The organism is Allorhizobium sp. Av2, from assembly GCF_021462805.2.
Lineage (GTDB): Bacteria > Pseudomonadota > Alphaproteobacteria > Rhizobiales > Rhizobiaceae > Allorhizobium > Allorhizobium vitis_G.
Genome location: NZ_CP192699.1, coordinates 66,522 through 86,525, shown reverse-complemented (window position 1 = coordinate 86,525; position 20,004 = coordinate 66,522). Strand labels below are relative to the sequence as shown.

Below are 20,004 nucleotides of genomic sequence, written 5' to 3'. Positions count from 1 at the left end.
TGGTGACCAAAGTTGCAGTCAAGAAATGAACGCCTCGCGGCGTTGCAAGGAGAATGAGTTGAAGACGTGCCAAATCCTGGGAGCCCCCGTTCAAAGCGGCGCATCCCAACCTGGATGCCTGATGGGACCTGATGCGTTTCGGACTGCCGGCTTAACGCAGGTTTTGACGGAGCTGGGCTGGCTTGTCACCGATCTCGGAGATGCGACACCGACGGTCGAACCCGAACTCAGCCACGCCAATTCCGCGGTGAAGAACCTCGATGCTCTGGTGGGATGGACGCGCAGTCTGTCCCAGAAAGCTCTGGAGATGGCCCGCAGCTGTGATCTTCCGGTCTTTCTCGGCGGCGATCATTCAATGTCTGCTGGCACCGTTTCCGGGGTGGCCCAACGAGCAGCCGAGCTCGGCAAGGAGCAATTCGTCCTTTGGCTGGACGCGCATACAGACCTGCATAGCCTCCACACGACCGCGAGCGGCAATCTCCATGGGACTCCTGTAGCATACTATACGGGCCAATCCGGCTTCGAGGGGCTGCCGCCGCTGGCCGCGCCTGTGAATCCGCGCAACGTATCGATGATGGGGATCCGGTCCGTCGACCCGGAAGAGAGGCGCCGGGTTGCCGAGACCGGTATCGAAGTCGCCGACATGCGGGTTCTGGACGAACAAGGGGTCGTACGCCCGCTCGAAGCTTTTCTTGACCGCGTAAGTAAGGTCAGCGGCAGATTGCACGTCAGTCTTGATGTCGATTTCCTCGATCCCGCGATCGCGCCAGCGGTGGGCACGACCGTGCCCGGCGGGGCGACCTTCCGGGAAGCCCACCTCATCATGGAGATGCTCCATGACAGCGGCCTCGTCACCTCGCTTGACCTGGCGGAGCTCAATCCTTTTCTGGACGAGAGGGGGCGCACTGCCCGCCTCATGACGGATCTTACCGCGAGCCTGTTCGGCCGGCGCGTGTTCGACAGGGTGACAACAGCATTTTGACCACCGGGTGCGGCCCGGTGCTATCGAGGTTTGCCTCTCGCATCGAGACAAACCCTTCGAAACCAGGAGGAAGAACATGAAGGTTGGGATCGCCGGAGCAGGATCGATCGGCATTGGGTATGCGGCGTTCCTCTTGCAGAATGGACATGAGCCATTGATCTGGTCGCGTTCACGCGAAAGAACTGCTGCTTTCTCTGCCGGCGCACCGGTGAAGATCACGGGTGCGATCAGCACGGAGTTCCACCCGCATATCTGCACGAACGCCCGGGAATTGGCCGAAGCCGATGTGATCGTGCTGGCGCTGCCCGCCTATGGTCATCGCTTTGTTCTCGACGCTCTTCTGCCGCACCTCAGCGCACGTCATTCGGTGATCATCAGCGCCCATCTTTCCTTTGCGGCGCTCTACCTCGCCAAAGGGTTGGCCGAGCGTGGAATCGAGATCCCAATCACGGCATGGAGCACAACTGTGCTGACATGCAAGCCGCGGGCGGCGGATACGTTCAACATCGGCGCCATCCGGGCAAAGGTCGATATGGCGACCGTGCCGGCACGTTTCGCAGGACGGGCGCACGAAACCTGTGTCGCTCTGTTCGGCGATCGCTTCGACGTGAAGGACGATATCCTCACGATCGCATTGAGCAATCTCAATCCCCAGGACCATATGGGCATCGCGCTGTGCAATCTGTCACGTATCGAGCGAGCTGAGGACTGGGGTCAGAACACCAATGTCACCCCGGCCGTCGGGCGTTTCCTGGAAGCGCTCGATCTGGAGAGGCTGGCAATCGCTTCCGCCTTCGGCAAGACGGTCCGATCCACCTTCGATCACTTCCGATTGTCGTTCGACATATCAGGCCAATCCGTTTCGGAAATATCGTCGATCCTGGTCGAGCGCGGAAGCGACCCGGCAGGCCCAAAGAGCCTCGATACTCGCTACGTGCTCGAGGACGTTCCCTTCGGTCTGATCCCGACCCTGCATCTGGCAAAAGCAGCCGGCCTGTCTGCACCCTTGCATGAAAGCGGCGTGCGGATCTTAAGCGCCTGCTACGGACGCGACTTCTCCGAAGAAAACGACCTGCTTCCAGACCTCGGCCCGCTCGATCTGCCCACGCTCAGGAAACGGGTAATCGCCGGGTACGCGATCACGGACGAACCCTTGTGATCCGTGCTCGTCCGACAGTCTATCAAACCAATGAAGGGGGCCAAAAGATGCCTGCAATTGCCAACCTCAACATCGTTCCGTTCATCAGTGTTGAAAACATGATGGATCTGGCGGTCAGCACCGGGATCGAGAACTTCCTTGTCCAACTGGCCGGCTACATTGAAGAAGATTTCCGGCGCTGGGAAAGCTTCGACAAGATTCCACGCATCGCCTCGCATTCGCGGGACGGCGTGATTGAACTCATGCCGACGAGCGACGGCACCCTCTACGGCTTTAAATACGTCAACGGCCACCCGAAAAACACGAAGTCGGGACGCCAGACGGTGACCGCGTTCGGCGTGCTCTCCGATGTCGATAGCGGCTATCCGCTGCTGCTGTCGGAAATGACAATCCTGACGGCCTTGCGAACGGCCGCGACCTCCGCGATCGCGGCAAAGTATCTGGCGCGTCAAGATGCGCGCACGATGGCGCTGATCGGCAACGGTGCCCAGAGCGAGTTCCAGGCGCTCGCCTTCAAGGCGCTGCTCCGTATCGATCGGATACGGCTTTACGATATCGACCCGGAGGCAACCGCTCGCTGCAGCCGCAATCTCCAGCGGTTCGGGTTTCAGATCGAGGCGTGCACCTCTGCGGAACAGGCGGTCGAAGGTGCCGATATCATTACGACAGCGACGGCCGACAAGCACAACGCCACGATCCTGAGCGACAATATGATCGGGCCCGGCGTCCACATCAACGGCGTCGGAGGCGACTGCCCAGGCAAGACCGAGATGCACCGCGATATCTTGCTGCGTTCGGATATTTTCGTGGAGTTTCCGCCACAGACCCGGATTGAAGGCGAGATCCAGCAACTCGCGCCAGATCATCCTGTGACGGAACTTTGGCGCGTAATGACTGGCCAGGACGTCGGCCGAAAGAGCGACAAGCAGATCACGCTTTTCGACAGCGTCGGATTTGCGATCGAGGATTTTTCGGCGCTGCGCTACGTCCGCGACCGCGTTGAGGGATCAAGCCACAGCAGCCCACTCGACCTTCTAGCCGACCCAGACGAGCCAAGGGATCTTTTCGGAATGCTGCTCCGGCGGCAAGCCCTGCTGGCCGCGTCCTGAACCTGGGAAGGCTCACAATATGACATCCCCGCCTGAGAATTCAACACAAGCGCTCTCGCCTCATCGCGATCGTGCATCGGTTCTCGGCGAGGTTCATGCGCGCCCGTTTCGCCCGATCGAAACGCCAGCCCGTCTTGTCCATTTTGCGTTTCAATCCGTAGAGCCTGACAGGGATGCGGAGCGCAGGATACTCTCAGCGCTTTGCGAGGAAAAGGGCCAGGGGCCTATTCCGGCCCACGCTCGACATCACCGCGTGTCATTCGAGAATGTTCATCTGCGCTGGGAACGGCACAACGAATTCACGACATATTGCTGGTACTACAAACACCCTGGACCAGAGTGCTTCTCGCTCGCGGCGGCTTCCATGGCCCCCGAAATGTATACGCTCCCCCAGCCCGGCCCGCACCTCGTCGCCGTAGATCTGCATATTGTCGAAGCCTCTTCCACACACGAGCTGGGCACGATTTTCGCGAAGGAATCCCTGTGCGTTATGACCGCTGAGAAGGGAGCGGTCACCGTTGCGACGGATTTCAAGCCGGATAGCCATGGTTTCGTGAAAATCCTGGTCATCAACACCGACGTGACAGCCATGCGTATCGGTGCGCTGGTGCAGCGTCTGCTGGAACTCGAGACCTATCGGCTGCTGGCACTTCTATGTCTTCCGGAAGCTCAACGGTTGGAGCCCTCCATCCGGGAGATCGAAAACGCGTTGGTTGAGACGACCCAGGAAATGACAGGCGCTCTCGCCTTGGAAGACAACGAACGTCTCCTGGACAAGCTCGTCGTGCTCGCCGCGCGGCTAGAGGCAGGGGCAGCGAAGTCGTTGTTCCGTTTCGGGGCTAGCCGTGCCTATCAGAACATCGTGCTTGGCCGGATCAGCGCCATCGGCTTCGAACCGGTGCCTGATCAGGAAACTTTCCCGGCGTTTCTCAACCGGAGAATGGCGCCTGCATTGCAGACCTGCTTTTCGATCGAGGAGCGACAGATCAACTTGTCGCGGAAGCTGGCGCGTGCAACTCAGCTACTCCGTGCGAAGGTCGATGTGGCGATGGAAAAGCAAAATCGCGAGATTCTGGAGAGCATGAGCGAGCGGGCGCAATTGCAGTTGCGATTGCAGCAAACTGTCGAGGGTCTCTCGATCGCCGCTGTCAGCTACTATGTTGTCGGTTTGCTCGGATACACCTTCAAGGGTGTGTTCCATACTCTTGATTTTTCAAACGATGAACTGGCAATGAGCATTCTAAGCCCGATTGCGATCGTGGCTGTCGCCTTGTTTGTGCGGCATCGCACGCGACATACCCATTTGGTATCAAAAACGCCCTAGCAGGCATGAAACAGGCCGGTTTGAGAAGCAATTCTCGGATCGGTGCTGGAACGAGAGATTCTGGAGACAACAGATGGCTGAGCAAGCCGAGGGCGAGTTTATCACAGAACAGGAACGCGAAATGAATCTTCTCGCGAACTACCGGCCGATTGGAATAAGGGCGGTTATGTCTGCCTGCCTTGCACAGAAACGTTCTTCGACGGCTTCCGCAGAACTAGTTGACAGCGGTCTCGCAGCTGGCTGTCGGACGAACAGCGACGACGAGGATACTAGCAACGCTTAGAAGGAGATTGAGAATGCAGCATTGGCTGGACAAGCTGACCGACCTTACAGCAATTGAGGGCGATGAGTGCATCCTCAAAACAGGACTGGCGGACTTCGCCGACCATTTCGGCTTCACCGGCTATGCTTATCTCCACATCCAGCACAAGCACATCATCGCCGTGACCAACTATCATCACGATTGGCGGTCGCTCTACTTCGACAAGAAATTTGACGCTCTCGACCCGGTCGTCAGACGCGCAAGATCCAGGAAGCACGTCTTCTCCTGGTCTGGCGAGCAGGAGAGGCCGGCGCTCTCGAAGGAAGAACGCGGCTTCTATGCACAAGCGGCCGATTTTGGCATCCGCTCCGGCATCACTATCCCCATCAGGACCGCCAACGGTTCAATGTCGATGTTCACGTTGGCGTCGGAGAAGCTAACGATTGATATCGGCCGGGACATTGATCCCGTTGCTGCAGCGGCAGCCGTTGGGCAACTTCATGCACGGATCTCCTTCCTTCGAACCACGCCCACTTCGGAAGACGCGGCTTGGCTTGATCCGAAAGAGGCAACGTACTTGAGATGGATTGCCGTCGGCAAGACGATGGAAGAGATAGCTGACGTGGAGGGCGTCAAATACAACAGCGTCCGCGTCAAGCTTCGCGAAGCCATGAAGCGCTTCGACGTGCGAAGCAAGGCCCATCTAACCGCGCTCGCAGTACGGAAAAAGCTGATTTGAGGGCAACCAAACCGCACCGTGAAGCGTGACACCCATCCGCGCCGTCTTGCGGCGATCGAATAGGCCAACACGGTCGCGGTTTCACGCCTTCGGAGATTCATGGAGGAAATGTGCCAGAACGGACATGCTACACATTTTATACCTTCTTGTTGGTTTCCACGCAGAACTGAGCCGGTTAGGCGCCGGCTCAGTTCTGCGTGGAAATCAACACCTTTACCCTTCCAGCTCACAAAAGCTTTTTATGGGCTATCACCAGGCTTGGTCCTGAAACAGGATCAGTTCACGGTCACATTCGGGAGGTAACCGAGGATGCTGATCAGGGAACTTACCGCGCTCATCTGGGCATGCATCTCGATACTTGCCTCGATGTAGCGAACATGCTGCGGACCGCCAGCTTCTTTTCCGGTTTTGTACGCCTCAGGAAGCGCCTGAAACAGTTCGTCAGCTTTCTCCACCAACTGCCGGTGCGTCCGGATAGCATCAATCGTGATCGCTTCCAGCTCCACCGGAGGTAGTCCGCGCGTCAGCCCGACCAGCGGGCGAAGCTCGACCTTTTTCGTCAATGTTGCATCTTTCGATTCCATTCGTGACCTAACCCTGGTTTTGTCCGCGGTGCGCCCCCGCTGACGTTGAACCCTGTGAACCCTTGCCCGGGGGTTAGAATCCGAGATGAATCGGCCCTGCGACCTTTAGCCGGAGCCTGGACATACGTCACAGGCCCCCGGACACAAGGTCAGAGGGTTCCTGGCGCCATTCCGGTCAGCGCCAACCGTTCATCTGCGGATTCTAAGCCGCAATGCAGCACGTACTGCATGCCCCTCTTATAAGAAAAATTTCAGAACGACGCCAGTGAGGATCGAAATCGCCGTGGTGCAAATCTTCACATGCGATCTTCTGCTAAAGGCATCCTAGACCATGCCACGCTCTTATGGGACAAACCTGTTCCATCCCTAGGACAAGAGATGGACATTCCTTCTCATCTGAACTGGACATTGACTGCGGTTGAAGAAACACACCATTTCGCCGGGCCCAACTGCCGCATACACAATCTTGCCGCCGCAACGCCGGCTGGTGAAACGCGGGCGGTCGTGAATTATCGCGATGGCCCAAGGCAAACCTTCAATGCTAAGTGACCGGGACCGACATTTGTGCTAATGTGGGTTTGTGACTACATCTGGAGCTTGTTGTATGAGCCGACTGACCATCGATATTACCGACCAGCAGCACCAATCTCTGAAGGCAACTGCCGCGTTACAGGGAAAGACAATCAAGCAATATGCGCTCGAACGCCTGTTTCCCGGGGACGCGGATGGTGAAGTGGCATGGCAGCAGTTGAAATCGCTGCTGAGCGATCGCATCGATGAAAGTCTGGCGGGAAAAGTGTCCACCCGTAGCGTAAGCGAGGTTCTTGACGAGGAACTGGCCAAGGATAGCCGCGGTTGACCACAACCTATGTTCTGGCGAATGGCGCGGAAACCGACCTGCGCGAAATTATCCGATACACGCGCAAGCAGTGGAGCGATGCGCAGGTCCGCCGCTACATTACCAAGCTAGAGCAAGGTTTTGTCGCACTTGCCTCGGGGCAACAACCTTTCAGAGACGTGGGCGTCCTTTATCCGACACTGCGCATGGCCCATTGCGAGCACCACTATGTCTTCTGCCTGCCGCGCGACAACGGGCCCGCGCTGATTGTCGGGATTTTCCATGAGCGCATGGACCTGATGACGAGGCTGAGCGAAAGGCTGGGTGTGACCAACACGTAAGGTCCCGGCCCAGTCCTACGGTTTGCGAGCGCCAAGCCCTGACAGATCGATGCGAATGCCGGCCGTGTTCGGATCGGACGGAGTTTCGCCCTGTTTAGCACTTTCGACGTCGTCACCGGCCGGAGCCTCAATGCTGGCCCGTTCAGTTCCGTCCTTTTTCACAGGCCCGGGATCGGTGAGTTTCATCTTACCGGGATCCTCCGCCCGAAACACTGCCGTTCCTTCGAAATATCCCGTCTGCCAGGCGATGATCGCATCGTCAAACACTTGCGGCAGGACATCCTTGGCCGTCGGATTTCCATACCATTTGATGACGATACGGTAGACCTTGGCGAACAGTGCAGTGCCCATGCGCATGTTCTCGCAAGCATCGACCAGGTCCGGCTTCAGCTCGCCCGCCTCCACGATGCCGAGCCCGGCGGGATATTGTGTGATCCCGACGCGAACGGTATTGCGACCGAGGTTGTCTCGGATCAGCGCCAACGCCTCCTCCGCTGTCTTCGGCCTGGGCACGAGCACCACCCGGTTGCCGGAGCGGACTGCGACAGCGAGTGGGTCCGGTGCCCCTGCCCGTTCGATGAACTGTTCGACGATCGCCGGCTTCAGGCCGGGATCGCTGCATTCCTTGATGAGGGCGGCATCGACCATCGCGAACAATTCCTTATCTGTTGAACGCCGTGACGACGGGCAGTCCGAACAGTTTTGCCCAGGCGATCACGCTCGCGTTCTGAATCGCGACGATCGACGTTCCCGCGGTCCACCATCCGTTGCCCGGGGCGACGATTGCGGTGGGGGAATGCAGCATCGACTGCAGGACCGGCCAAAGGAGGAGTTGTTCGTAGCAGATCAGCACGGCAAGCTTCTGGCCGTCGCTTTGCACAACTGCATTGCCGAAGAGGTTGGCGCGGGCTCCTCCGCCCTGCCCGGTCCATGCCCGCCATGGCTGCCACATGGACACCGGGACCGGCATGCGTTCGCGATAGAGAATTCGAGCTTCGTTAGCCGAAATCGCCACCATGACATTGTCGTAGCCGCCCGGATCAATGACGGCCGCGCCGGCGATCACAGTGAGCTCGGAGCCTCGCAAACCTTGCTGCCAAAACCTCGCGACGGTCGGCGTCCAGAAGCCCAGTGCACTTTCGGGAAGGACGACGAAGCGGATTTTCTCTCCCGCAGCCGCGCGCACCGTTGCGATCAGGTCACGGTGATAGTCGAGCGAGCCGTCTCGTCCGAGGCTCGAGCCCTGTTCGAGGTCGACGCCCTTCCATCCCTCGGGTAGATTAGGGGATGTCCACGTAGCGGCGGACCAGAGCCAGAACCCTCCCAGGGCGATGGCGGCAGCCGGCCAATATTGCGATGTCATCATCGCGAGGCCGGCTGTCATCGCGACCAGCCCCCACCATCCCCATCCCGGAAAGAGCACGCCTGCAGCGGTCAGCGGATGTGCCCAGCCGGTGATGCCGAGGGGCGGCAATCCCATGAGCATCGCCGCCGCCAGATAGCGCGCCGCCATTGCCATTACCGTTCGACCTTCTCCCGGAGACTTGCCTTCCGGTCGCGCCTTCCAGAGCGCTGCATGCACGCCGGCGAAGGAGAGCGAAGCAGCTGCCCAAAGCAGAAGCCCAGGCCAGAGATCGGCGGCATAGAAGTTGGCAACGCCCTGCGGCAACCCACGCGAGGCAGCCAGAAAATATCCGGCCGACACGAGCACCGCCGTCAGCCGCGACGGCGACATCGCCCAGAGCGTCGGGAACAACACAGCGACAGGAAGGGCCAGCACATGACCGCTCCAGGCAGTCCAGCCGCAAGCGACGGATACCGCGATGAGCAGGCAGGAACGCCGCCAACTACGGTTCGAAAGTGAGGACCCGCCGCGCCAGGCCGAGAAGGCCCGCGTCGGGAACCGGCCCAAAATACCGACTATCATAGGAGCTCGCAAAGGATGAGTGAAGGAACAGATTTCTCAGTGGCACGATGCCGGTTTTGAACGGTGTGATCGGCCTGCCCTCGCCATCGCTCGCGCGAACGATCGATGAGGCGAGAGGCCTGCCGTCGACAGTGACATTCACGCCGATCTCGACATGCTGTCCGGGAAGTGCCGCGACTGTCTTGATCAGCGGCGCAAAGCCGCCGGGGCAGAGGCCACGCCTGACATAGCCGCGGCGGCGTGCCTCCTCGAATGAGGCGGTCACCGGTGGGCAGATGAACACGAGATCGCCGGCTTCGACCGGACGCTGCAGGGCCACGATACGCCAGAGCCCAAGCGGCTCGCTCGGCGTCAGGTTCAACCGAAAGCCGCCCATATAGGCGACTGCCACTAGTGCGGCGATCGCCCCGCCCGCGCCGGCCAGGAACAGAAGAAGCCGCCGCCTCATTGCTTCATCACCGGCGTCTGGCGCTGGGCGAGACGCAAATCCTCGGCCTGCCGCAGGGTCTGGACCGTGCGCTCGTGAGCGGCGAGCTGCTGGGACGTGCGCATGATCGGCCAGGCGTCCTTCAGACGCTCCTTCTGCTCGGGCTGCATCCTTTCGGAGAGTTTGTCAAACAGCTTTCCGGACGGCTCACGCGCTGCATTGGTGAGCAGGGTACGCTCGCCGAAGCGTGAGGTGATGGCTTGGTTGAACCCGTCGATCTCAGTCTTAGTTTCGCGATTGCTGAGTGCATAGGCCATAGCCGCCGGCAGATCGTTGCGGTCGATCGCATCACGCACGCGCTCCAGCACCACATGCGCTGCCGGCGACAGTGCCGGGATGTCGATCGACACGCGCTGACGCAATACCTGCTCGTCAGCCTGCAGCCGCTGCACGGCGGTCTCGCGCATCCTCAGATACTGCTCAAGATCGCGCTTCAAGGCCGGAACATTGAGGTCCGCAACGCGACGGTCCTCGCGCTCAGTCTTGCTGGCAAGAATGCCGGTCTTGCCCTTCAGCGGTCCGATCGACGCCGGGGCGGTCGTCAGCGTCTGAAGCGCCAGTTTAGCCGTTTCCTTATCCGCTAGAACCGCATCGAAGTTCATCGCCCGGAAGGCGGTCTCGGGATCAGCAAAGACGTAAGCAAAACGGGTCGAGACCTCTTCCCATTGTTGTCTGAGGGCTGGATCGGTGTCGAGCTTGTGCTCCACCGTATCGGCGACGGAACCGGAAAAGGTTTTGATGCCTGCGACCATGGGCGCGGCCTCCTTCATTGTTTGGATTTTTAAGGGGTGGTGCAGACCGAGACGCTCTGCAAAGACGGCAAGGCGCTGCCCGAGATCGACCAATTTCGTCTTCTGGCGCAGCGTCCAGTCGAGCCGGTCTCGGACAAGGGTGCGGGCCACCTGGACGATGTTGAGCCCGCGGCTTTCCGCAAACCGGAGCGCCTCGCGGTAAAGCTTTCCGCGTTCGTAATCGAGCGTGGTCTCCTTGGCATTCTTTCGGGAGAGTACCTTGGCCAGGCCGCCATTGAAGGCGAAGGACCGGTGGCCGTAGTAAAGCTGCAAATCCTCGCGATGGCGGGTCATCGCCACGTAGGTCAGATGCCGGTCGAGGGAGAGGCTTGCCAACACCTTCACGCGGTCGACGGTAGCGCCCTGGCTTTTGTGGATCGTGGTGGCGTAACCATGATCGAGATTACTGTAGAAGCGCTGCTCAACGATGACGTGCCGTCGCTGATCACCCTCTCCGATGACAGCGACGATCCTGTTCGGTGCGGCCTCAATGACATGAGCGATCATGCCGTTCTTGACGCCGAGCGACCCTTCGTTCTTCAGAAAGACGATCTGGTCGCCCGCGTCGAACTGGCGAATGCCGTCAGCCGTTTTGAAGACATGGCCCTCACCGACAATGCCGCGTTCGACGAGTTTTTCGCGGGCCATAATGTTCAGCGTCCGCACGTCGCGGCGCAGATGCGCGAGGATCAACGTTGTCTTCGACTGATCGTAATCGTTGTTCCAGTCACCGATCAGCCGCTCGACCGCCTCGGCCTTGAGGCGCGTTCCCGTGATCCTGACATTGGCATCATAGGCGGTCAGCGCCTTTTCCACGTTGCCTCGGGCCAGATCGAGCGATGCCTTGCGCATCCAGTCCTCGCGCTGGCGATAGATCGTCTCGAGTTCGGCATAACCGATGCGGTCAACGATGGCGCGGAAGGCAGCACCCGCCTCGATCGGCTGGAGTTGTTCGGGATCGCCAACCAGTACGATCTTGGCGCCTGCCCTGACGACGGTATCGACGAAGCCGGCCATCTGTTTTGAGGCGACCATGCCGGCCTCGTCCATGACGAAGACTGCCTTGTCATCGAGAACGTCTCGACCACGGTTCCAGCGCAGCTCCCACGACGCGAGCGTGCGACTCTGAATGCCAGCCTCCTTCTCCAGACCTTCAGCCGCCTTGCCCGCAAGCGCGCCACCGACCACACGATAGCCGGCCAGTTCCCATGCCTCACGCGCCGCCTTCATCATCGTGGTCTTGCCAGCACCGGCGCGTCCAACCACGGCCGCGATCCGGGCGGGACCGGCGATCCGCACGATCGCGGTTTTCTGCTCTTCCGAGAGCCGCTCATGCCGCCGGAACGTTGCGGCCAGAGCTGCTTCAGAGACAGCATGACCGTCCCGGTTCGACAGCCATAACGCCTGCCGCACCATCGTCGCTTCCAGCCGGATCATCGCCCGGGTCGAATAACGGGCGGGCACCCTCTCCCCGGTGGAAAAGTCGATCGTGTCGCGCTGCAGCCGGAGAACCTCGGGGTTCAGGATGATGCGTAACATCATCTGCTGGAAGACAGCCGGGTCATCGACATAACGATGCAGAACCTTGGCGACATCGCGTTCATCGAAGACGCTCTTCTCTCGCGTGATCAGGTCAAGCACAATGGCTGGATTGTTCACAATGCGGCGGGTGTTTTCGCTCCGCCGCTCTTCGTTCAATTCGAGGCGCTCAAGCTCTGACCGGACGCCCTGCTCCTGCGCCTTGCGCTCGATCGCCTTGGCGCCAACGCCGAGATGGATCGTCGGTTCGAGGTCGATCCCCTGCTTCTCGTAGGAACGGCCGTCGATACGGAGATCGATCCCGCCAAGCGCCAGGTGATGGTTCAGCCGCTCGAACCATCCATCGCGCAGGACGTTGAAGTCGTCTGTCGAACCCGCCCAAAGCTCATAAAGGATTTTCCCGGACTTCGTGCGGACTGGCTGGCCGTCCTCGCCGATGACCGCCACCTTCTTCGATCCGAACCCGTCCTCGGTCAGCGGGCGCAATGTGGTCATCAGATGGATATGCGGATTGCCGGGATTATCATGGTAAACCCAGTCGGCGACCATACCTTTTGCGAGGATATGCTTCTCAACGAAGTCACGCACCAGAGCGATGTTCTGCTCGGTCGATAACTCCAGCGGAAGAGCGATTGTCAGGTCCCGGGCAAGCTGCGCATCGGAGCGCTTCTCAAACGCCTCGACCTTGTTCCAGAAGACTTCCGAAGCTCCGGCGACAGAGCGGTCGGCGATCATCGCGCGGACCCATTTCGGGGCATCGGCCGGGAGCAGGAATTCCTCATGCACAAGCCCCTCTTTACGGGTGTAGTCGATGGTGCGGGCCTCGCGCTCATATTCCATCTTCGCGCAGTGCCGGTAGGCGGCAGACAGCACCACGCTGCGGCCGCCGCCGCGGCTGACGATGCTGGCTGAGAAATGGGCGATGGCCACGGCGTAAAGCACTCCCGGTTCGAACTTCGTTCGTCGGGAGCGGCCACCCTACGACGGCCCCGCCAGGGCCGTGGGCAAGCACGTCGCATCAGCGACGTATAATTGCGCCCTTGGATCCGCTCCTTCGGAACGGCGGGATCATCCTCCAAAGTGTCGGCCTTGCCGACGTGCAGATCTGCACATTCCTTCGGAAGTGCTTTTGGGGAAATCTTGCAGCGAGACAAACGCCGCAAGATTCCCAGGGAGATGCGACCGGAATGAAGAAACCATCATCGAAGATCAGGGAAGAAATCGCCAGATTGCAGGATCAGCTGAGACAAGCAGACACACGCGAGGCCGAACGCATTGGCCGGATCGCGCTGAAGGCCGGTCTCGGTGAGATCGAGATCGAGGAGACCGAACTACAGGCGGCGTTCGAGGAGATCACCGGGCGGTTTCGCGGAGTCAAAGGAGTTGCGACCGGGAAGAAGAATTCCGGGGATGGTCGTACCGGTGGTGAAACATCCGCGACGATCGCGTCTGGCGCGGCTGCGGGCAGGCCTGGTGAGGCTTGAACGGATGGCCCGCACGTTGACGACTGACGCGCGAAAGAAAGACACGCGCGAAAAAATCGAGCTCGGTGGCCTCATCGTCAAGGCAGGACTGCGCTATGAGAAGCGGGCACTACTGCTGGGCCTGCTGATCGATGCCAGTCGTCGCCTGAAGGGCGACGATGCGGAGCAATCGCGCCTCACGGCGATAGGCGCGGAGGCGTTCGCTCATGACGGCGAGTAAAGTGTTCCTCGCCGTCATCCCGGCCACGACGATGATCGTCGTAGTGGTTCTAATGCCGGGCGTCGAACACTGGCTCGCCGCGTTCGGAAAGACGGCGCAGGCCAAACTGATGCTCGGGCGTATCGGCCTCGCGCTGCCCTATGCCATCGCGGCTGCAATCGGCACGATCTTTCTGTTCGCGGCAAATGGCGCAGTGGGTATCAAGGCTGCGGGATGGGGCGTCTTCAGCGGAAATGGAGTGGCAATCCTCATCGCTCTCCTGCGCGAGGGGGTTCGCCTGGCCGGGATCGCCGGCGAAATTCCGGAAGGACAATCCGTGCTCGGATATGTGGATCCCGCAACGATGCTTGGCGCATCGACAACGTTCCTTGCCGGTGTCTTCGCGCTGCGCGTCGCGATGAAGGGTAACGCAGCTTTTGCCAAAGCCGCACCACGGCGGATTGGGGGAAAGCGAGCGGTGCATGGCGAGGCCGACTGGATGAAGGTGCAGGAGGCTGCAAAGCTCTTCCCCGATCCAGGCGGCGTCGTCGTCGGCGAACGGTATCGCGTCGATCGCGATAGCGTTGCGGCTGTGTCGTTCCGCGCCGATGATCCGTCGACCTGGGGCGCGGGAGGCAAGAGCCCGCTCCTATGCTTCGACGGCTCCTTCGGCTCCTCGCATGGCATCGTCTTCGCCGGCTCAGGCGGTTTCAAGACGACGTCGGTCACGGTCCCGACCGCGCTCAAGTGGGGTGGCGGCCTCGTCGTCCTCGACCCGTCGAGCGAGGTCGCGCCGATGGTATCGGAGCATCGCCGCAAGGCTGGCCGGAAGGTGATCATTCTCGATCCCTCGACGTCAGGCATCGGCTTCAATGCGCTCGACTGGATCGGGCGACACGGCAGCACGAAGGAAGAAGACATCGTCGCAGTCGCAACGTGGATCATGACCGACAATCCGCGATCAGCGTCTGCCCGCGACGACTTCTTCCGGGCATCGGCGATGCAGCTTCTGACAGCCCTGATCGCAGACGTCTGCCTGTCCGGTCACACGGACGAGGAAGACCAGACGCTGCGCCGTGTGCGGAAGAATCTTTCGGAGCCAGAGCCACAGCTGCGGGCGCGCCTGACCAAGATCTACGAACAGTCGGAATCGGACTTCGTGAAGGAGAATGTTTCGGTCTTCGTCAACATGACACCCGAGACCTTTTCCGGGGTCTACGCCAATGCGGTGAAGGAGACCCACTGGCTGTCCTATCCCAACTATGCCGCGCTCGTCTCGGGCGACAGTTTCTCGACCGACGATCTCGCCGATGGCGGGACAGACATCTTCATCGCGCTCGATCTGAAGGTACTCGAAGCCCATCCGGGACTGGCGCGTGTGGTTATCGGATCGCTGCTCAATGCCATCTACAATCGAAATGGCGATGTCAAAGGTCGCGCGCTCTTCCTGCTTGATGAGGTCGCCAGGCTCGGCTATCTGCGGATCTTAGAGACCGCGCGCGACGCCGGGCGCAAATATGGCATCACGCTGACGATGATCTTCCAGTCCATCGGCCAGATGCGCGAGGCCTATGGCGGGCGGGACGCGACGAGCAAGTGGTTCGAATCCGCGTCGTGGATCTCGTTTGCCGCGATCAACGATCCCGACACGGCCGACTATATCTCGAAACGCTGCGGCGATACGACAGTCGAAGTCGACCAGACAAACCGCTCTTCAGGGATGAAGGGATCGTCGCGCTCACGCTCCCGGCAGCTCAGCCGCCGGCCGCTGATGCTGCCGCATGAGGTGCTGCGCATGCGCGCTGACGAGCAGATCGTGTTCACGTCAGGCAATCCGCCGCTCAGATGTGGACGCGCCATCTGGTTCAGACGCAAGGATATGAGCGCGTCCGTTGGAGAAAACCGTTTTCACAAGCAAATCACAGAAGGGGTGAAGAGCTATAAGGCCGCTCCGACGACAGACACAGAGGCGACATGACATTGAGACTTTTTACGGCAATTGCCAGCCTATCCCCCTTAGCCATTGGCTTCCTCGCATCTGTCGCCTCAGCCCAGCCTTCAAGCAGTGCAAGTGAAACCTTCTCGATGTGCAACGGCGGCCATAGGATCACCTGCGTGGTGGATGGTGATACGTTCTGGTTTCGAGGTGAGAAGATCAGGATCGCCGACATCGACACGCCGGAGCTCAGCCCGCCAAGATGCGAGCGCGAACGCGAGCGCGGACTTGCGGCGAAACAGCGTCTGCTCGACATCCTCAATTCGGGTCCGGTCTCGTTCAAGACGACCGCCAGAGATGAAGATCGCTTCGGTCGCAAGCTCAGGATCGTCTACCGCGAGCGACGATCGGTCGGCGATATTCTCGTCGCCGAAGGCTTGGCTCGGAAGTGGGAAGGATCACGACGGAGTTGGTGCGAATGAAACGGATGCACGGATCACTGTCGTGAATCGATAATGCCTGTCCGATTCAAAACTCTCATTGGACGGCCGAATCCGAACGCGCGATTCTTCTGTTATGATCACGCAGCCCTACCACCTCTATGTCGAGCGTATCGCGCCAGAAAAGAACATGGCGCGGTTTTACGCATTGGCCGTTCAGCCGACACTGTTTGGCGAGGTGTCTCTTGTGCGCGCCTGGGGCCGGATCGGAACGCGCGGACAGCAGATGGTGCATCTGTTCGACAACGAGAGCCAGGCCATCAACCTGTTCCTCAATGTCCTTCGCGAGAAGCGTAAGCGGGGCTATCGGCCGAAACCACCTGTGGACATCCAGCGGATCTGATCCTCGTCCCCGTGGTCGCCAATGACAATCCGGTCAGAAGCTGGCACGGATTTTGTCTTTGACAACAAGATACGAGGAATTCCATGACCACCACCAATGAAATCGCCGACAAGATTGCAGCCGACAACGGCCTGACGAAAGTTCAGGCCAAGGGTATTGTCGAGGCCGTGTTCCAGGCCATCGCCGATGCCGCAGGCTCTGATGCAGAAACGTCGATCCCAGGCTTCGGCAAGTTTAAGGTGAAAGCATCACCTGAGCGCGAGGGCCGCAATCCTGCGACCGGAGAAAAGATGACTGTTGCCGCTTCGAAGAAGTTGACCTTTGCGCCTGCCAAGGCGCTCAAGGATGCACTGAACAAGTGATCCCTGACGTGGAGAGCCCCGCCTTGGCGGGCGGGGCATCCGGTATCAGTCCCGGTTCGATCGGGACCAGATGAGGGAGAGGCCTTCCTCGCCTTCGACCTCGATCAGCGTTGCGTAGATCGGGGCCGGGAAGCTCGGGTCGTCGAGCTTGACCGAGAGGTAGTCGCGGCCTTCGTTCGAGGTCTTCTTCCAGGCTGCGCCGAATTCGACCGTAGCTCCTGCGAGGATGCGGTAGTCCGGGCCCTTTTCGGAAGTGCGCTCAACAGTGCGGATGGTTGCCTTGACGTTGAGGTTGAGGGTCTTGATGGTGCCGGAGAAGCCGTTGCTGGAGGCGGTGAAAGAGCCGATGGTTGCCATTGTCGTATTCCTTTTCGGTTGTTCGGGCCGCGTCCATCGCGGCCTCGATGGCAGTCGATAGGACCGGGGACGATCGGCCTGCACCTGAAAGGCCGAAACGGAGTGGAGGACGGCCAAAGGAGAGGCTTTCTTGTCTCGCGAGGAATGACGGCAAAGCCGACAGGGGAAGAAAACGATCCGGCCGTTGCGGATGCCGATCGAGCCGAAAGCAGTGAGGCGATCTTTGGTCAGACATGCCCCATCGAGACCGCAGTGGACGTGCCAGCTAGCAGATAAAGGGGTACGGCAATGGCAACCATCTGGGCGGAATACATTGCAACAGGTTCATAACGAGGCCAGCAAATAGCGCGGCAATAGTGGACTGAACCAACGCTTTTCATTGTCGCAATCAAATCGACTCGGAAACCGAAGCAGGGCATTTGAAAGTGGGCGATGCTGGAAACCAGCCGGGTCGATTGTCGCGGTACAGTCCTGTACGATGCCAGATCAGATGATCCTCGGTGGTGCGATAAAAGATCGTCCGGGTAGATCCGGCCAAGAGGAAAAGCCCGTGGTACACAAACGACAATCTAAAAATGAAATCGCCTGGTCATCTGAAGCGGTCGTTTCTTTCTTCGGACGAAGCAATTGGCTCGACGAGTTTGTTCTTCGCCCGCTTTCCCACATCGCATCCTGCTGGGAACTTCGTCGCACGGGAACAATCGGTGTCTTCATGGAAGAGGAAGAGAGCCTGGCGGGTCTCATGAATACTCTCATCGGGGACATTTCCATGGCAACGCCGCCCGCCGACTATCATGGGCACGAGGATGCGGTCATTCGATTGCGCAATGGGCCAGAAAACAGCTTTATATATCTGGAAGGGAAAAGATGGCGTGATCGTAGGACCGGTGAGCCTCTCGGAAAATCCGCCATCGGCGGGCTACTCGAACAGGCTGCGATTGGTTACGATGACGTTCCCGACCTGATACTTGCCGCAGCTGGCCGCGTCGCTGTCGCCCTGAAGTTTGGTCAAGCAAACTTCGACGATCTCGACGATGGCCACTCTGACATGTTGTCGGAGGTCTTGACGGTCATCCTATTTATTCGAGCGAACGCAACGTGGCTTCCGGAACAGGCAGAGCGCGAAGCGGCACTGGAAGCTGGTCTACCGACCCAGTTCTGATCGGATTGAAGCCAAAGACCGACGCACGTCAACGCGACAAAGGATTTGTTTTGGAACTGCTTCTGAACGGGATTAACGGAAACTACCTGCGCAATATTCTGCTCCAAGCCACAGAAGAGACGCACCGCGTCGATGCCGCAGTGGCCTATGCAACTGAGAATGATCTGCTTTTCGACTGGTGCTGGGAAAACAAATTACCCCTTCGATTTTGGGGGCGTTTCGATGAGCAGGTGCCCGTCAGCATTCCGATACTAGAACGTTTCTTATCCCGAAAATCCGGAAGGTATGTCTGCAAGCTCGTTCGCCAGTTTCATCCGAAGGTCATCTGGTGGAGAGGCTTCGGTGCCTACATCGGGTCCGCAAATCTCACTCAGAGCGCGTGGTGGAACAACGTCGAAGCCGGTGTATTTCTAAGTGAAACGGAGCTTGTCGACGGCGGCCACGATTTAGAGCTTGAGCAGTTTTTCGCGCAAATCGAGGCGCACGCTGCGCCTTTAACCCAAGAACTTTTCGATCTCCTGTCGGCGCGCAACAAGGAACTTACCAGGCGCAAGTTAGCCCACAAAGAAGCCGATGAAGCATTTAACGCCACAACTCTAGTTCCCCATTTTCCGGGACTGGCTCGGACGAGCACCAAATCTGCCAACGAAAAACGCCGCCAAGCCTTCCTTGACGAGTGGAACAGCACGATTCAGACCATCCGGGACATTGCGGCTAAGATTTCCGTCGACGCCAATAGGCCTTCCTGGGTGGGAGCCACTGCTCCGCTGGGCGCTCAGGCCGATCAGTTCCTGCATGCCCATTATTACCAAAACACGTTTGACGGGCGTCGGGCCGACTTTGAAAGCCATTTTACGAAAAACCGCAACGACCCCGATGCTGCCGTTGAAGCCACGATTAAGTGGTGGCGTAAACTCCCGGACAGTTCTGCGGAAAACAGGATGCTCAACAAAACAGCGCCGGCACTGCGTCGGGCGTTTTCCGAGGAGTTATTGTCCCACCTGACTGAAGATCAGTTCGTCAAGGTGCTTGGCAAAGTCCATGCAACTCGCGAATACGCGCGCCGTGCGCCCAATCGCCTAATTGGCCTCAAGGGCGGCCAGCCGTATGACATTCCTGAAAAGGTGGACGCTCTGGCAAGGCAAATCTATCGCGCTCCGACACGAGGCGGTGTTTCCGCTCTGGAGACCTTGTCGTACATCCTTTACGGCGGGCGCATCGACGATGTTCCGCAACGTCTGTGGGATGCCATAGTCGACCCGAAAAGGAAAATCGAGTTGATAGGCGTTAGCGCACTCGGCGAGATTGTCGGCTGGGCGCTTCCGGATCGGTTTCCTCCTCGCAACGGACGAACCAGCAAGGCACTGCGGTCTCTGGGCTACGACGTAACCGTCCATGTCGGGTGATCAGATTGAAGACGGTTTACCAAAAGCGTCATCTGGATAATCATGATTTCATTCATTCGGGCACTAATTGGTCTTGTGCATGGATTTCCGGCTGCGACCGTGAGACCGGACCGGTAGTTCGGCCTCTTGTTTGCTCTTAAAACGCTATCGTTCTTGCTCGCGAGACTGAGCAA

The 20,004-nt window shown here is 59.3% G+C and carries 22 protein-coding genes; 16 read left to right on the top strand and 6 right to left on the bottom strand.

The features are described 5' to 3' along the window. Nucleotides 1-25: 25 nt before the first annotated feature. The 5 genes from rocF to traR all read left to right on the top strand — a co-directional run bounded on the left by rocF (nucleotide 26) and on the right by traR (nucleotide 5,575). Complete coding sequence (gene rocF, locus FS819_RS26110; RefSeq protein ID WP_156551315.1) at nucleotides 26-982, top strand: arginase; 957 nt, start codon at nucleotides 26-28, stop codon at nucleotides 980-982. 76 nt (nucleotides 983-1,058) lie between these two features. Further along, entirely contained in the window at nucleotides 1,059-2,141 is a 1,083-nt protein-coding gene (locus FS819_RS26105; RefSeq protein ID WP_156551316.1) for an NAD/NADP octopine/nopaline dehydrogenase family protein, read from the top strand. A 47-nt stretch (nucleotides 2,142-2,188) separates the two neighbouring features. Beyond that, entirely contained in the window at nucleotides 2,189-3,250 is a 1,062-nt protein-coding gene (gene ocd, locus FS819_RS26100; RefSeq protein ID WP_156551317.1) for an ornithine cyclodeaminase, read from the top strand. Nucleotides 3,251-3,269: 19 nt separating this feature from the next. Continuing rightward, on the top strand, nucleotides 3,270-4,574 hold the full coding sequence (locus tag FS819_RS26095) for a DUF3422 domain-containing protein (RefSeq protein ID WP_156551318.1): 1,305 nt from the start codon (nucleotides 3,270-3,272) through the stop codon (nucleotides 4,572-4,574). A 296-nt stretch (nucleotides 4,575-4,870) separates the two neighbouring features. Beyond that, a complete protein-coding gene (traR, locus tag FS819_RS26090; RefSeq protein ID WP_156551319.1) occupies nucleotides 4,871-5,575 on the top strand; it encodes an autoinducer-binding transcriptional regulator TraR in 705 nt (234 codons plus the stop codon). A 275-nt stretch (nucleotides 5,576-5,850) separates the two neighbouring features. Here traR and FS819_RS26085 read toward each other — a convergent pair whose 3' ends face one another. Continuing rightward, nucleotides 5,851-6,159, bottom strand: a complete 309-nt coding sequence (locus FS819_RS26085) for a transcriptional repressor TraM (protein ID WP_156551320.1) — start codon at nucleotides 6,157-6,159, stop codon at nucleotides 5,851-5,853. Nucleotides 6,160-6,537: 378 nt separating this feature from the next. Here FS819_RS26085 and FS819_RS26080 point away from each other — a divergent pair, with 378 nt between their 5' ends. From FS819_RS26080 to FS819_RS26070, 3 genes are read left to right on the top strand one after another with little or no spacing between them, the layout of a single operon-like run. Beyond that, on the top strand, nucleotides 6,538-6,708 hold the full coding sequence (locus FS819_RS26080) for a hypothetical protein (protein WP_156551321.1): 171 nt from the start codon (nucleotides 6,538-6,540) through the stop codon (nucleotides 6,706-6,708). 55 nt (nucleotides 6,709-6,763) lie between these two features. Then, nucleotides 6,764-7,018, top strand: a complete 255-nt coding sequence (locus FS819_RS26075; protein WP_156551322.1) for a type II TA system antitoxin, ParD family — start codon at nucleotides 6,764-6,766, stop codon at nucleotides 7,016-7,018. Next, nucleotides 7,015-7,338, top strand: a complete 324-nt coding sequence (locus FS819_RS26070) for a type II toxin-antitoxin system RelE/ParE family toxin (protein ID WP_156551323.1) — start codon at nucleotides 7,015-7,017, stop codon at nucleotides 7,336-7,338. The genes FS819_RS26075 and FS819_RS26070 overlap by 4 nt, the downstream gene beginning before the upstream one ends. A 15-nt stretch (nucleotides 7,339-7,353) precedes the next feature. Here the strand turns inward: FS819_RS26070 and FS819_RS26065 are convergent, their stop codons facing one another. The 4 genes from FS819_RS26065 to traA are packed head-to-tail and all read right to left on the bottom strand — an operon-like array spanning nucleotide 7,354 to nucleotide 13,012. Next, nucleotides 7,354-7,986 carry a TraH family protein gene (locus tag FS819_RS26065; protein ID WP_156551324.1) on the bottom strand — a complete coding sequence of 211 codons (633 nt, stop codon included), beginning with the start codon at nucleotides 7,984-7,986 and terminating at the stop codon, nucleotides 7,354-7,356. A gap of 13 nt (nucleotides 7,987-7,999) precedes the next feature. Next, entirely contained in the window at nucleotides 8,000-9,169 is a 1,170-nt protein-coding gene (locus FS819_RS26060) for a conjugal transfer protein TraB (protein ID WP_156551383.1), read from the bottom strand. 16 nt (nucleotides 9,170-9,185) lie between these two features. Further along, nucleotides 9,186-9,713 (bottom strand): conjugative transfer signal peptidase TraF, encoded by a 528-nt coding sequence (gene traF, locus FS819_RS26055; protein WP_156551325.1) that lies wholly within the window; start codon nucleotides 9,711-9,713, stop codon nucleotides 9,186-9,188. Then, complete coding sequence (gene traA / locus FS819_RS26050; protein ID WP_234624972.1) at nucleotides 9,710-13,012, bottom strand: Ti-type conjugative transfer relaxase TraA; 3,303 nt, start codon at nucleotides 13,010-13,012, stop codon at nucleotides 9,710-9,712. Before traA ends, traF begins: the two co-directional genes overlap by 4 nt. 257 nt (nucleotides 13,013-13,269) lie before the next feature. Between traA and traC the strand changes: the two genes are divergently transcribed. From traC to FS819_RS26020, 6 genes are all read left to right on the top strand, one after another. After that, the gene (gene traC / locus FS819_RS26045) at nucleotides 13,270-13,566 is read left to right on the top strand and encodes a conjugal transfer protein TraC (protein ID WP_156551326.1); all 297 of its coding nucleotides are present in this window, start codon (nucleotides 13,270-13,272) and stop codon (nucleotides 13,564-13,566) included. Nucleotides 13,567-13,570: 4 nt separating this feature from the next. Further along, nucleotides 13,571-13,786 (top strand): type IV conjugative transfer system coupling protein TraD, encoded by a 216-nt coding sequence (gene traD, locus FS819_RS26040; RefSeq protein ID WP_197434242.1) that lies wholly within the window; start codon nucleotides 13,571-13,573, stop codon nucleotides 13,784-13,786. Next, on the top strand, nucleotides 13,773-15,743 hold the full coding sequence (gene traG / locus FS819_RS26035; protein WP_156551327.1) for a Ti-type conjugative transfer system protein TraG: 1,971 nt from the start codon (nucleotides 13,773-13,775) through the stop codon (nucleotides 15,741-15,743). The genes traD and traG overlap by 14 nt, the downstream gene beginning before the upstream one ends. After that, complete coding sequence (locus FS819_RS26030) at nucleotides 15,740-16,183, top strand: thermonuclease family protein (RefSeq protein WP_156551328.1); 444 nt, start codon at nucleotides 15,740-15,742, stop codon at nucleotides 16,181-16,183. The genes traG and FS819_RS26030 overlap by 4 nt, the downstream gene beginning before the upstream one ends. Nucleotides 16,184-16,277: 94 nt before the next feature. Further along, nucleotides 16,278-16,544: a WGR domain-containing protein gene (locus FS819_RS26025; protein WP_156551329.1), complete on the top strand. Its 267-nt coding sequence runs from the start codon at nucleotides 16,278-16,280 to the stop codon at nucleotides 16,542-16,544. An 83-nt stretch (nucleotides 16,545-16,627) separates the two neighbouring features. Continuing rightward, on the top strand, nucleotides 16,628-16,906 hold the full coding sequence (locus FS819_RS26020) for an HU family DNA-binding protein (protein ID WP_012648969.1): 279 nt from the start codon (nucleotides 16,628-16,630) through the stop codon (nucleotides 16,904-16,906). A gap of 45 nt (nucleotides 16,907-16,951) precedes the next feature. Here the strand turns inward: FS819_RS26020 and FS819_RS26015 are convergent, their stop codons facing one another. Beyond that, entirely contained in the window at nucleotides 16,952-17,263 is a 312-nt protein-coding gene (locus FS819_RS26015; protein WP_156551330.1) for a DUF736 domain-containing protein, read from the bottom strand. Between the two features lie 490 nt (nucleotides 17,264-17,753). On the opposite strand from FS819_RS26015, the gene FS819_RS26010 reads away from it, so the two are divergent. Continuing rightward, the gene (locus tag FS819_RS26010; RefSeq protein WP_234624973.1) at nucleotides 17,754-18,425 is read left to right on the top strand and encodes a hypothetical protein; all 672 of its coding nucleotides are present in this window, start codon (nucleotides 17,754-17,756) and stop codon (nucleotides 18,423-18,425) included. Nucleotides 18,426-18,475: 50 nt separating this feature from the next. Beyond that, nucleotides 18,476-19,831, top strand: coding sequence for a phospholipase D family protein (locus FS819_RS26005; RefSeq protein WP_156551331.1), 1,356 nt, complete (start codon nucleotides 18,476-18,478; stop codon nucleotides 19,829-19,831). Nucleotides 19,832-20,004 lie beyond the last annotated feature (173 nt).